This is a genomic window from Paenibacillus mobilis (genome assembly GCF_058267595.1).
In genome coordinates this window covers 117,080-131,040 of the sequence record NZ_JBZCMS010000012.1, presented here as the reverse complement: position 1 = coordinate 131,040, position 13,961 = coordinate 117,080, and the positions used below count along the sequence as shown (strand labels likewise).

The window sequence follows — 13,961 nt, the reverse complement described above, 5'->3', positions numbered from 1 at the left end:
TCGTCCTGAGCCAGGATCAAACTCTCCATAAAAGATGGAAGGTTCCTGCCACCCGAAGGCGGTAGGTTTTCCATTTAAAAGTGTTTGTTTAGCTCATTTTGAATCTGACGAGATCGGAGCGAAATTCAAATCCAAATGGATTTGAATTTCATCCCCAATGTATCTCATTTATTTCTCACTCGTTGTTCAGTTTTCAAAGATCAAACTTTTCATTTCGTTGCTGTTTTCATTCTCAGCAGCAACTCTTATATCTTACCACCTATCAACCAACTTTGCAAGAACTTTTTTCTTAGAAGTTTTTCCCTTCCCATCAGTTCTGCTCGTTAGCCGACCGTCCAAACAGCTTGTGTTCAATTGGCCGGAATAAGAATATACCACAGATCAAAATCATTTAGCAAGTGTTTTCTGATCTGAAATTTATGTTCTGCAATCTTCGCTTCCGTTATTCCCTTCACATCAAAAATCAGAACCACCCTTCCATGGATGGTTCTGAACAAAGGTTTGAATTCTTTAAATTCTTTGAGTTCTCTCCTTGTCCCTTAATACACTTCTATTTATAGATTACGCTTCCCCCATCTTTAAACTCTGCCGCTTTATCCCGCATCCCGGCTTCGGCAGCGGAATCGCGGAGGTCGTGCGAAATCCGCATGCTGCAGAACTTTGGACCACACATCGAACAAAAATGCGCCGTCTTCGCTCCTTCCGCCGGAAGAGTCTCATCATGATATTCGAGCGCGCGTTCCGGATCGAGCGAGAGATGGAACTGATCGCGCCAGCGGAATTCAAAACGCGCTTTGGAAAGGGCGTTGTCCCGATCCTGCGCGCCGGGATGTCCTTTAGCCAAGTCAGCGGCATGCGCTGCGATTTTATAGGCAATAACCCCTTCGCGCACATCCTTTTTATTCGGCAGCCCCAAATGCTCCTTCGGCGTCACGTAACAAAGCATCGCCGTTCCGAACCAGCCGATCATCGCCGCGCCAATCGCGGAGGTAATATGGTCGTAACCCGGAGCAATATCCGTAGTCAGCGGGCCAAGCGTATAAAAAGGGGCTTCTTGGCATATCTCCAGCTGCTTGTCCATATTTTCTTTGATTTTGTGCATGGGTACATGCCCTGGACCTTCTATCATCACCTGAACATCATGTTTCCATGCTATCTCCGTAAGCTCACCCAACGTCTCCAGTTCGGCGAACTGGGCTTCGTCATTGGCGTCGGCAATGGAACCGGGCCGCAGTCCGTCTCCTAAAGAGAAAGCCACATCATACGTCTTCATAATCTCGCAAATATCTTCAAAATGAGTATAAAGGAAATTTTCCTGATGGTGCGCCAGGCACCAGGCTGCCATAATGGAGCCTCCCCGGGAGACAATCCCCGTCATCCTCCCCACTGTCAGCGGAACATAACGAAGCAGCACGCCCGCATGAATCGTAAAATAATCCACCCCTTGCTCCGCCTGCTCAATCAGCGTGTCCCGATAAATCTCCCAGGTCAAATCCTCCGCTTTCCCATTCACCTTCTCCAAAGCTTGATAAATAGGTACCGTCCCGATCGGCACCGGCGAATTCCGGATAATCCATTCCCTCGTACTGTGGATATTCCGGCCCGTTGAAAGATCCATGATCGTATCAGCTCCCCAGCGGGTGGCCCACCTCATCTTTTCCACCTCTTCCTCTATCGAAGAAGACACAGCGGAATTGCCGATGTTGGCATTAATCTTAACCAGGAAATTGCGGCCGATGATCATCGGTTCACTTTCCGGATGATTAATGTTGGATGGCAGGATCGCCCGCCCTGCGGCTATCTCTTCCCTGACAAATTCGGGAGCCACATTCTCGCGGATAGCCACGTATTCCATCTCCGGCGTAACAACGCCTCTTCGTGCATAATGCAGCTGGCTGACGTTTCTGCCCGGTTTAGCTCTAAGCGGACGATGCTGCATACCCGGAAAAATCTCCCCCGTCCCATGCCCGTCATCTTCAGGCTTCACGGCTCTCCCCGTGTACGCTTCGGTATCCCCGCGCTCCTCGATCCAGGAAAAGCGGTGGCGGGACAACCCCTTGCGGATATCGGCCAGCGTTTCGCTGTCGGTATACACGCCGCTCGTATCATAAACTCTCATCGGCTCATTTTCTTGAATCCCCGCGGCACCGGAAGTAGGGCTTAAGCCAATCTCCCGCATGGGAACGCGGATATCCGGGCGTGAGCCCTCCACATACACTTTACGGCTACCCGGAAAAGCCGACAAATTAACCTCATTCTTTTTTCCATTTTCAGACATGATATTCCCCTCCTATTTGGATGTAAGCAAATAAGAGAACGCATAAAAAAGCCGCCCCACCTGGAGCGGCTTTATCTACGGGCAGCCAATACGGCTATAGCAAAAAAAGTCCGGCTCCACTTTCCTACGCTGGTATGATCCAGATCAGGTTCAAGGGTCCGGAAATTCAATTTTTCCGTCTCAGCCCATTCAGGCTCCCCTAGTGGATATCTTATTTAGCTTGTAGATATATTACCTCAAATTCTATTATTTGTAAATTTTAATTTCAGTAGCTCTTATATTCAGATTTACATCTCTTATAATTCCTGCATGATTTTTCGCCCTGTCGGCGTTTGAGCCAAGCCGCCTTTGGCCGTCTCCCGGTGTTTCTCCGGCATGGAGGAGCCTACCTCCATCATGACTTGAATCACTTCGTCGGATGGAATGACGCTGCGGACACCGGCGAGGGCCATATCTGCAGCTGCAAGCGCCGTTACCGCCCCAAATCCGTTTCGGACGATGCAGGGCACTTCCACCAGGCCGGCCACGGGATCGCAGATGAGGCCGAGCGTATTTTTCAAAGCAAGACCAACGGCATGAACCGCTTGAGCGGGCGTTCCGCCCCTGAGCTCAACCAAGGCCCCCGCCGCCATGCCGATGGCGGAACCGATCTCGGCCTGGCAGCCGCCTTCAGCGCCGGAGATAAACGAATTGTTCGCAATCACGTAGCCGATGGCGCCGGCGGCAAACAATCCGTAGACCATGTGCTCATCGGTCCAGCCGAATCTTTTTTGACTGCTGACAAAAACGCCGGGAATGACCCCGCAGGAGCCCGCGGTTGGAGTAGCCACGATCCGCCCCATAGACGCATTAACCTCGGAAACGGCCAGCGCATACGCCATGACCTCTCCAGCCGCTCCGCCAAGGTTCATTTCAGACTGATTCCCGTAGCCGATTACCCGCTGCGCATCCATTCCCGTTAATCCGCTAGGCGAGGTCGTATCTTCATTTAAACCTTTATGCACGGCTTCTTTCATCACTTCGTAATATTGGGCCATGGTCGAAAACTCGGCTTCAGGCGTACGCCCCGATTCCTGGCTTTGCTCCTCCAGCATCAATTGGCCGATGGTCAGGTTTTTTGCTTCGCACAACGCGGCCAGCTCGTTTAATGTTGTAAAATTCATTTTTTCTCCTCCTCAGATGCTTCCCGTTCCTGGTTGGACTGGGATTGACGCGAAAAACCGGCCTCGGTAGGCAAACCCGCCAAAGGTGAATCCGCGGACTCGTTTGAAAGCTCTTCCTCTGTTAGTAGGGTGCCCTGCGACAGATCGATAATGCCGATGGAAATCAACGCGTCCATTTTGCCGATTTGCGCCACGGCTTCCTCTTTAATTTCCCCGTCAATTTCAACCACTGTCATGGCGTTGCCGCTTCTATTTTTACGATCCACGGACATATGGGCGATATTGGTCCCTTTCAGACTTAACGTTTGCGTGATGTAAGCCAGCACGCCGGGATGGTCCAAATGCTGAATGACAAGCGTCGGGTAAATGCCCGTCATTTTAATATTGAAGCCGTTGATCTCAATGATTTCAATGTTCCCGCCGCCGATGGAAATTCCGGTCAAGGTCAGTTCATGGCTGCCGTCCCGGTCGGATAAAATCAATTTCGCCGTATTGGGATGCCGCACAACGCCGCGGCCTTCCTCGAAGGAAACCTCCAAACGCGACAGCCTGGCGTATTCAAGCGCCATCGGGATCCGGGGGTCATCGGTGTCATAATCCAGAAGGCCGCCTACGATCGCCCGATCCGTCCCGTGCCCTTGATAAGTGGCCGCAAATGATCCGTAAAAAACGATCACCGCTTTCTCCGGAAGTTTTCCGTACAAATGCCGGGCTGATCGTCCAATTCTGGCGGCTCCAGCCGTATGTGAACTTGACGGGCCTACCATAACGGGCCCAATAATCGAAAAAACATCTTTAAACCGCATAACCTGAAGCCTCCGCGAAATACTGCCCGCTGGTCGTATACATTTGCTCCGCAACGGACAATAAGCCTTTTTCTTAAAATATGCCGGGAACACCCCGGCCGTCCCCTTTATTATAGCTTTTTACCGGTTAGCTGAATAGGCAATTTGTCCATTGACGATGGACATTTTTACCTGTGCCTTCAGCAGGGCTTCCGGATCCCCGGCAATGTTCCGATCGATGACGGTGAAGTCGGCGTATTTTCCGACCTCGATGCTGCCCCGCTGTTTCTGTTCGGCAACGGCTGCGGCGCTTCCCATCGTAAACAGATGCAGGGCCTGCGCCGTCGTCAAACATTCATGCGGCAGGTAACCTTCACCCCGCTGTCCCGGTCTGCGTCTCGTAACCGCAGCGTGCATGCCGAGGAAAGGATCCAGCGGCTCGATCGGCGCATCGCTGCCTCCGGCGCAAACAACGCCGGCTTCCATCAATGTTTTCCAGGCGTACAGGACGTCCTGGCGATCCGGGCCAACCCGCTCGAGCACCCACGGAAAATCGCTGGCGACAAACCGCGGCTGAATGTCCGCAATCAGCGGCAGCTTGCTCATCCGTTCCAGCAGGGAACGGTTCAGCACCTGGGCATGGATGAAGCGGTCAGGCAGGCCGGAGGCGCTGCCGAGCGGAAGTTTTTCCATCGCTCCCAAGGTCAGATCCGCCGCTCCGTCGCCAATCGCATGAACCGCTATCGGATAACCCAGACGGCGGGCCATAGCCACAAGCTCATGAAGCTGCTCGGCGGTTTGAATCGCCATCCCTTTCGTATCCGGCGCATCGCTGTAAGGCTGCTGCAGGAGAGCGGTTCGGCCGCCGATGGCGCCATCCGCAAAAATTTTCATCGCGCCGATCCTCAGCCATTCATCCCCGCTGCCCGCTTTGACGCCCAAAGCAGCCGTTTCTTCCATATAAACATGGAACATTAGCTGATGGGAGCGGAAGGCCAACCCTTCCTCCCGCAGCTCGCGGTGAATGCGCAGCATCGTCTCCACGCTGCCAAAAAAGCGCAAATCCTCCGTATGCGCACCCGTCAAACCAAGTCTGAGCGCATCCAGGCTGGCGCGGCGGATGGCTGCCTTTTTCGTCTCATAATCCGGTTCGGGCTGCACCTTCTCAAAGGGATAACAAGCCTCCTCGTAAATCCAGCCGTTAAAACTTCCGTCTACATGGCGGCCAAACGCCCCCGAAGCCGGATCCAGCGTCCCTTCACCAATTCCCGCGCGGCGAAAAGCCTGCGAATTGCCCAAAAAGGCATGGAAGCAAGTACGTGTCAAAAATACCGGGTGGCGGTCCGTCACTTCATCCAGCTCCTGCCGGGTGGGCGCCTCCGCCGGAGTGAACTCATTTTCATTCCAGTTGAGGCCCGTGATCCATTCCCCTTCCGGCGTCACGGCTGCCCGTTCCCGGATCAGGTTCAGCATTTCGGCTTTGGACGTTACGCCGGTAAAATCCAGCATGCTCAGCTTCATGCCATACATCCCCAGGTGCATGTGGGAGTCGACAAGACCGGGCAGCACATAAGCTCGTTCCCAATCCACCACCTTATAATTCTTGCCGGACAGCTGCAGCTCCAGCTCGGAAGCTTGTCCGATCGCTTTGATGATCCCGTTTTCCACATATACAGCATCCGCCTGGCCCGCTCCGGCCGCGAATGGAAAAATGCCGTTCTTAAATAAATTAGCCGTCATCCTATACCGTCTCCTTATATCATCGCTAAACCCATGGATATCCAATCGACTGAAATCAATTCCCCTAAAGAAACCTCAATTGATTATAACTCTCGTCCGGCCAAACAGAAAGGTGGTGCTTTCGCGCGTTAAAACCGGCCACGAAACAAACGGCGGAAAACGTTCATTCGGCTTTTTTATCAGGGAGATCAAGAGAGATTTCGCGGTTATATTAAGGAAGAAATTTTTAAGCGGAGCGGTTTATGGGGCGAACTCCCTCACATATCAGGCACTCTCGCGAATATACTTTATTTACAATCGTTTTATTGTCATAGGCTGTTGACTTCAACCGGGGAGGTGTCGCAAGTGTCGTCTTCATCGCATCAATTTGTGGTTTCCCGCGAGGATTGGTCTTTGCACCGGAAAGGATATCAGGATCAGCAGCGCCATCAGCAAAAAATCAAGGAAGCGATCAAAGAAAACCTTTCCGATCTAGTGTCCGAAGAAAACATTATCATGTCCGACGGCAAGCAGATCGTCAAAATTCCGCTGCGCAACCTGGAGGAATACCGGTTTGTCCATAATTTCAACAAGCAAAAACATGTCGGCCAGGGGGACGGCAGCTCCGAGGTCGGGGATGTGCTGGCCAGGGAACGTCCGGGAAAAGCGGGCAAGCCCGGCAAAGGCGGCGAAGCCGGCGACCAGCCGGGCGACGACGTCGTGGAAGCCGAGGTCAATATCGAGGATTTGGAAGAGATTTTATTCAGCGAGCTTGAGCTGCCCCATCTAAAGGAGAAAGACAAACAAGAGGTCGAAACCGAAGCGATCCGTTTCAACGACATCCGCAAAAAAGGCATCATGTCCAACATCGACAAGAAACGGACGATCCTCGAAAACCTGCGCCGCAACTCCAGGCAGGGCCAGCCGGGCATTCACGGCATTTCGCCGGACGATCTGCGCTACAAGACCTGGGAGGAAATCGTGGTGCCCCGGTCCAACGCGGTGATTATCGCCATGATGGACACCTCGGGGTCGATGGGTTCTTTCGAAAAATACTGCGCCCGCAGCTTTTTCTTCTGGATGACGCGTTTTTTGCGGAAGCAGTACGAAAAGGTGGAGATCGTTTTTATTGCCCACCATACGGAAGCCAAGGAAGTTACGGAGGAGGATTTCTTCAACCGCGGCGAAAGCGGCGGCACGATCTGCTCCTCCGCTTACCTGAAAGCGCTGGAGATCATCGACAGCCGTTTTCCGACATCGAGCTACAACATTTATCCGTTCCATTTCTCGGACGGCGACAACCTGACGTCCGACAACGAACGGTGCGTGAAGCTGATCGACGAGCTGCTCAAGCGGAGCAACATGTTCGGCTATGGCGAGGTGAACCAGTACAACCGCAGCAGCACGCTGATGTCGGCTTACCGGAACATCAAAAAGCCGGAGTTTATGCATTACATCATCAAAGAGCGCGGCGAGGTTTATAAGGCGCTTAAGCATTTTTTTCAGAAGCAGGAAGTCGGGGTTTAAATACGAAAGCAAAACCGGGAATAAACATTTTTAAAAGATTAAGATTGGCGATAAAAGAACCTCAGCCTCCATAGCGATGTGGATGTTGGGGTCTTTTCTCTTTATAAACCCGCTGCGAGAATTATGGAATGCTCTGTTAATTCCTTTTGTAGATGGGTATAAATAACGGAGGGCAGTTGCTCGGAGCCCTTACAGGACTTGTCCTACGTAAATATATACACACTGGCTAAATCCGTTCCCAGGATGTATAATTTTGATTTTACTGCCTTTTATTTTCTTACGGGCAGAACATCAAGTGAAAGCAAATGCAGCAGGAGGTTATTTCATGGCAGATATCACAAAACAGGAGATTGCGGACAGCGTCCCGCAGAAGGGTTTCTTCGGACACCCTAAAGGGTTGTTTACCCTCTTCTTTACAGAGTTCTGGGAACGGTTCTCTTATTATGGAATGAGAGCTATTCTTCTATACTATATGTATGACACCATATCCAATGGCGGTCTCGGTATAGACGAAACCACCGCTCTGTCTATTATGTCAATCTATGGTTCACTGGTATACATGTCGGGCATTATCGGCGGTTGGCTTGCGGACCGGATCTTCGGGACCTCCAGGGCGGTCTTTTTCGGGGGCGTGCTGATTATGTTCGGCCATATCGTGCTTGCGATTCCAGGCAGCACGGCGATGTTCTTCACGTCCATGGTGCTGATCGTGCTGGGTACCGGTTTGCTTAAGCCGAATGTATCGAGCGTTGTCGGAGAAATTTATGCTCCGCAGGATGAGCGCCGCGATGCCGGATTCAGTATTTTTTACATGGGGATTAACTTGGGGGGCTTCCTTTCCCCGCTGATTGTAGGTACGCTCGGCAATTATAACTATCACCTCGGTTTCGGAGTGGCAGCTGTAGGGATGTTCCTTGGACTTGTCGTATTTATGTTAACCAGGAAAAACAACCTGGCTTTGGCAGGTACCGTTGTGGCAAACCCGCTGGCTCCTGACGAGAAGAAAAAAGTATATACCTGGCTCACGGCTGGTGTTGTTATTGTTGCGGTTCTGGTTGTTCTCGCAATTGCAGCAGGGCTTCTCACCTTTGACCGGTTTATACTTCTGGTAGGGATTCTGGGGATTATCATCCCGGCCGTATATTTTATTGTGATGTACCACAGCCCAAAAACCTCCGGTGTGGAACGTTCCCGGATTTTGGCTTATATTCCGCTCTTTATCGCGTCCGTCATGTTCTGGGCCATTCAAGAGCAAGGCTCTACGATCCTTGCCGCTTATGCCAAAGAACGGACCCAGCTGCATTTTGCGGGAATTACGCTTACCCCGGCCTGGTTTCAGTCGCTGAACCCGCTGTTCATCATCATTCTGGCACCTGTATTTGCCTGGATCTGGGTCAAGCTCGGCAACCGGCAGCCCTCTGTGGCTAAGAAATTTTCTCTTGGGCTTTTGTTCGCGGGATTATCTTTCCTGGTTATCCTGCTCCCGGCTTATTTCGGCGGAAGCGACAGCCTGGTAAATCCGCTGTGGCTCGTGCTCAGCTACCTGATCGTCGTGATTGGCGAGCTTTGCTTGTCCCCTGTAGGTTTGTCGGCTACGACCAAACTGGCCCCGGCAGCGTTCTCTGCCCAAACGATGAGCTTATGGTTCCTGACCAATGCAGCCGCTCAGGCCATCAATGCCCAGGTCGTCAAGCTGTATTCGCCGGAATCTGAAATGGCCTATTTCGGTATTATCGGGGTTATCTCGATTATACTTAGTGTGGTTTTGTTCGCCATCTCTCCGATTATTCAAAGAGCGATGAAAGGTATCAAATAAAAGCAAGCATCCCGATCAATAAACATTACGCCGCCAGGAAATGCAGCGCAAAAAAAACCATGATCCTGTTCAACTCAGGGTCATGGTTTTTGTTTTTCAGAAGTCAAAAAGAAGAAGGAGGAACCAGCTTATATCCCCGCCACTCTTCGGGCAGCAGGGAACGGTAAGGCTCCTGCGCAAAACGGTCATCCACCAGCACCAGCACGCCTTCGTCCTGTTCGGTACGGATGAGCCTGCCGCCGGCCTGGAGCACTTTGTTCATCCCGGGAAAAACATAAGCATAATTAAAGCCGTTGCGTCCCGTCTGGTTAAAATAATCCCTAAGCATATTGTTCTCGAGGCCAATTTGCGGAAGGCCTGTGCCAACCACGATCACTCCGTTCAGGCGGTCTCCGGGCAGGTCGACCCCTTCCGAGAAAATCCCGCCCAGTACGGCAAAACCAAGCCGGGTCCGCGCGGGATTCGGCTGAAAGCCGGACAGAAACGTTTCCCGTTCCTCCTCCGACATGGAGGATTGCTGCAGAATCGTATCCACGCCCACGCCCTCCTCCTGTACATAAGTATCGTAAACCTCCTGCATATAAGAATAGGACGGGAAAAATACCAGCAAATTGCTGCCGCTTCTTTCCTCGCAAACCCGCTGAAGCAGTCTGGCGATCGTCCTTTTTGAACTCTCACGGTCATTGTATCTGACCGAAAGCGGAACAAGCCGTACATCCAGCTGTTCTTTGCGGAACGGCGAAGGAATGCTGAGCGTATAATCTTCTTTATCCGCCCCCAGCATATCCCGGTAATAGCTCATCGGAGACAGCGTAGCCGAGAAATAAATGATAGAGCGGTAACCTTTACCGGCCTGGCGGAGCAGCTCCGAAGGATCCAGGCAAAACAGCTTGATTCGAAATTCGGTACGGATAATTTCGGCATACGTTAAATAATGGTCATCATACAGCTTAGCCATCCGAATGAAATTTTGCGCCATAAAATAAGTGTTCAGCAGTTCTTCCTGCGCCTCGGCGCTAACCCGGGACACCGCTCCGTTAACCACCAGCTCCAATTCGGCCGTCTCCGCGAATTTCTCCAGCTTTTTGATCAGCTCTTCCGGCATTTCGGCCTGAATGATACGCCCTTCGCTGCTGCAGTTATTTTTGATCGCGGCAAGGAAAGAGTTAACCTCCCCCGCCGCCTGCGAAACCCCTTCGTTGGCTGTTTTGTATTCGCTTTTGATGCTGAGAAACACCGATTTAACCAGCTCGGCGGAAAACATATTCCGGCCCCGGTCGACCAAATTATGGGCCTCGTCCACAAGGACTGCCGTTTGTTTCTTCTGTTCCTCGAACATCCGCTTAAGGGACACCCGCGGATCAAAAATATAATTATAATCGCAGACCACGGCATCGGCGGCGTAAGCAATATCGAGGGAATATTCAAACGGGCAAACCCGATGTTTACGTGCATAAGCCTCGATGACGGGCCTCGTCATCAGCGTTTCATTTTGCATAATATCCAGCACCGCTTCGTTAATCCGGTCGTAATAACCTTCGCAGAGGCTGCATTGCCCGGCATCACAGGCTTCCTCTGCCTTAAAGCAAATCTTGTCCTTTGCCGTAATCGTCACCGAGTTCAGATGAAGACCTTGGGCCTGCATTCGGAAAAAGGCTTCTTCAGCCGTTGTCCGCGTCGTCGTCCGTGCCGTTAAATAAAAAATCTTATTGATATGCCCTGCCCCGACCGCTTTGACGGCCGGAAACAAGGTGGACATCGTTTTCCCGATGCCCGTTGGCGCCTTGGCCATAAGACCCGCGCCTTCCTGGATCGTTTTAAAAACCGCTCCCGCAAGCTTGCGCTGGCCCGCACGGTAAGACGGGAAAGGAAACGGAAGCCCGGCAATCGATCCGTTCCTCTCCTCTTCATGCCGTCTCAGCATTTCCGCGTACGGCGCATAAGCCGCGATCACTTCCAGCGTATAGGCTTCCAGCTCCCCGAAGGTATGAGAAACGAGCAGCTTCTTTTGCTCTCCGCTCCCAGTCCGCACGTAGGTGAGCTGGACCTGCATCCCCGGCAGGCCTTCCGCTTTGGCATACATATAGGCATATAATTTGCCTTGAGCCCAGTGTACCGGAAGCCCGCCTTCCAGATCCTGAAGCGGCGCAGCCGTGGATTTTATCTCGTCAATCGTCCATTGACCATCTAGCTGGATGAGTCCATCGCTGCGTCCTTCTATCTTAAACAGTAAATCGCCATAAGGGATTTCGGCAGACAGAAACACTTCCTTCTGATCCGTCTCGGCATAGGTTTTCTGGATGCTCTGATGAATCCGGGTTCCCTCCTGCATCGTGGCATTGGTCCGGAAACCGCCCGTGATACTGCCGCTCCGGTAGACATACTCCACCAATGGCCTGACGGAAATCGCTATTTCGTATGACAAAAAAACTTCACCTGCCTGACATTTTCAACTCTCTCCTGTTTCCTGCTGAAGCCGTTTATTCCCAAGGATAATCCGTTGTCAGGAATGAAGCCAGCTCCCGGCTGGCCTCGCGGCGGTAACGGCGCTGCTCCGCCCGGTCCGGAGCGGTCTGGTGCAGCTTGACCTCTTCTTCCGTCTCCGGAACGATGAGCGGCACCTGCATTTTTTGATCCTGCTCGTCAAACGCCACAAACGTCAGAAATGCCGTTGCGGCAATCCTTTTATCCCCGGTTCTCAAATTCTCGCGAATCACCTTCACAAAAATCTCCATCGAGCTGTGCCCTGACCAGGTCACAAACGCCTCCAGCAGCACCGAATCCTCCGGAGCGATCGGGTGCAGGAAGTCGACCGAGTCGGTCGAGGCTGTCACCGTGTTCGCCCTGCAAAATTTGGCCGCCGCGATCGAAGCGATGTCGTCGATATAAGCCATTAATTTTCCGCCAAACAAAGTATTGTGATTGTTAACGTCACTTGGAAACACTCTCGCCGTTTTAAAACAGCGGGTTTCTCTTACGAACTTTCGGGTCCGCTCCATATCCTTCGCTTCCTTCTCTCCTGTTTGCTGCCGGTCAGGCAGTCTTTGACTTCACGATTATACTACATTTCCTCATTTACACCGAATGAGGGTAAAGGCATAGTCATGTTCAAGGCTTCCCGTCCATAAACATAAATAGACCAAATAAGACCTTACGGAGGGATCCCAAAAATGATACAGGACGAAATCAGCGAGCTGGAACGGTCGATCGACCAGATCACCGAAATTGCCGAAGGCTTCGGTCTTGATTTTTATCCTATGCGTTATGAAATCTGCCCGTCGGATATCATTTATACGTTTGGCGCTTACGGCATGCCGACCCGCTTCAGCCACTGGAGCTTCGGCAAAAGCTTCAATAAAATGAAGATGCAATACGACCTCGGGCTTAGCAAAATCTATGAGCTGGTGATCAATTCCAATCCCTGCTACGCTTTTCTGCTCGACGGCAACTCCCTGGTCCAGAACAAGCTGATCGTGGCCCATGTGCTCGCACACTGCGATTTCTTTAAAAATAACGTCCGGTTCTCCGTCTCCAACCGGAATATGGTGGAAAGCATGTCCGCCACGGCGGAGCGGATCGCCCAATATGAATTAACCTACGGGGCTGAAAACGTCGAAAAATTTATTGATGCCGTCCTGTCGATCCAGGAGCATGTCGACCCTCAAATCATTAAACCCCGCAAGCTCGATAAACGCCGTTATACCGAGGAAAAACTCAGGGAAGCTAAAAAGGAAGCCAAACAAACGCCTTTTGAAGGCGCTTATCAGGACTTATGGTCGCTGGATGAGCTGGGCGCCCCGAAAGCCGCCGAAGATCCCGAAGCTGCGCGGATCCCTTTTCCGCCTGAGCCTGAAAAAGACCTGATGTGGTTCATCCAGGAATATTCCGAAGTGCTGGAGGACTGGCAGCGGGACATCATGACGATGCTGCGGGATGAAATGCTCTACTTCTGGCCGCAGATGGAGACGAAAATCATGAACGAAGGCTGGGCTTCCTATTGGCATCAGCGGATCATGCGCGAGCTTGATTTGACGAGCGAAGAAACGATTGAATACGCCAAGCTGAATTCGTCCGTTGTTCAGCCGTCCACGCAAAGTTTAAATCCCTATTATTTGGGCCTGAAAATCTTCGAGGATATCGAGCGGCGCTGGGATAAACCGACCGAAGAGGAGCAAAACCGGCTCGGCCGGAGGCCCGGCAAAGGGCGGGAGAAAATTTTCGAGGTGCGGGAGCTGGATATGGATACCTCCTTCATCCGCAATTATTTGACCAAAGATCTGGTGAAGGACCTGGATCTGTACGTGTTCGAGAAACAGGGGCCGGAGTGGAAAATTACCGACAAGACGTGGGAGCATATCCGCGACCAGCTGGTATACTCCCGCGTGAACGGAGGCAGCCCTTATATCGTCGTAGTCGACGGCGACTTCAAACGCACCGGCGAGCTGATGCTGCAGCACCGTTATGAGGGCATCGAGCTGGATCTGAAGTATCTGGAGCGGACTTTGCCGTACGTTTATACGCTTTGGGGCCGTCCCGTACATCTGGAAACGGTGGTCGAGGGCCAAAAAGCCATGTTCAGTTACGACGGCAAAAAACATTACCGCAAAATGCTGTAAATCTTTTAGCTAGGCGGTATAGCCGCCCACGCCCCTTATTCCATTCCTTCGGCTCCT

9 protein-coding genes and 1 riboswitch are annotated in these 13,961 nt (G+C 52.0%); of the genes, 3 read left to right on the top strand and 6 right to left on the bottom strand.

Annotated features, from left to right (window positions below; genetic code table 11):
- Positions 1 to 550: 550 nt before the first annotated feature.
- The 4 genes from thiC to AC3ZPD_RS19490 all read right to left on the bottom strand — a co-directional run bounded on the left by thiC (position 551) and on the right by AC3ZPD_RS19490 (position 5,966).
- Positions 551 to 2,278 (bottom strand): phosphomethylpyrimidine synthase ThiC, encoded by a 1,728-nt coding sequence (gene thiC / locus AC3ZPD_RS19505; protein WP_490985942.1) that lies wholly within the window; start codon positions 2,276 to 2,278, stop codon positions 551 to 553.
- A gap of 104 nt (positions 2,279 to 2,382) precedes the next feature.
- A riboswitch (TPP riboswitch) is annotated at positions 2,383 to 2,489 on the bottom strand.
- A gap of 85 nt (positions 2,490 to 2,574) precedes the next feature.
- Entirely contained in the window at positions 2,575 to 3,441 is an 867-nt protein-coding gene (gene sdaAA / locus AC3ZPD_RS19500) for an L-serine ammonia-lyase, iron-sulfur-dependent, subunit alpha (RefSeq protein ID WP_490985941.1), read from the bottom strand.
- On the bottom strand, positions 3,438 to 4,247 hold the full coding sequence (gene sdaAB, locus AC3ZPD_RS19495; RefSeq protein WP_490985940.1) for an L-serine ammonia-lyase, iron-sulfur-dependent subunit beta: 810 nt from the start codon (positions 4,245 to 4,247) through the stop codon (positions 3,438 to 3,440). Before sdaAB ends, sdaAA begins: the two co-directional genes overlap by 4 nt.
- A gap of 120 nt (positions 4,248 to 4,367) precedes the next feature.
- On the bottom strand, positions 4,368 to 5,966 hold the full coding sequence (locus AC3ZPD_RS19490) for an amidohydrolase (protein ID WP_490985939.1): 1,599 nt from the start codon (positions 5,964 to 5,966) through the stop codon (positions 4,368 to 4,370).
- A gap of 345 nt (positions 5,967 to 6,311) precedes the next feature.
- Here AC3ZPD_RS19490 and yhbH point away from each other — a divergent pair, with 345 nt between their 5' ends.
- Both yhbH and AC3ZPD_RS19480 read left to right on the top strand, forming a co-directional pair.
- Positions 6,312 to 7,472, top strand: coding sequence for a sporulation protein YhbH (gene yhbH, locus AC3ZPD_RS19485; protein ID WP_490985938.1), 1,161 nt, complete (start codon positions 6,312 to 6,314; stop codon positions 7,470 to 7,472).
- A 325-nt stretch (positions 7,473 to 7,797) separates the two neighbouring features.
- Entirely contained in the window at positions 7,798 to 9,288 is a 1,491-nt protein-coding gene (locus AC3ZPD_RS19480) for a peptide MFS transporter (RefSeq protein ID WP_490985937.1), read from the top strand.
- A 103-nt stretch (positions 9,289 to 9,391) separates the two neighbouring features.
- Here the strand turns inward: AC3ZPD_RS19480 and AC3ZPD_RS19475 are convergent, their stop codons facing one another.
- Entirely contained in the window at positions 9,392 to 11,713 is a 2,322-nt protein-coding gene (locus AC3ZPD_RS19475) for a helicase C-terminal domain-containing protein (protein WP_490985936.1), read from the bottom strand.
- Between the two features lie 55 nt (positions 11,714 to 11,768).
- Complete coding sequence (locus AC3ZPD_RS19470; protein ID WP_068694248.1) at positions 11,769 to 12,287, bottom strand: acyl-CoA thioesterase; 519 nt, start codon at positions 12,285 to 12,287, stop codon at positions 11,769 to 11,771.
- 171 nt (positions 12,288 to 12,458) lie between these two features.
- Here AC3ZPD_RS19470 and AC3ZPD_RS19465 point away from each other — a divergent pair, with 171 nt between their 5' ends.
- Positions 12,459 to 13,904, top strand: coding sequence for a SpoVR family protein (locus AC3ZPD_RS19465; protein WP_490985935.1), 1,446 nt, complete (start codon positions 12,459 to 12,461; stop codon positions 13,902 to 13,904).
- Positions 13,905 to 13,961: the final 57 nt, after the last annotated feature.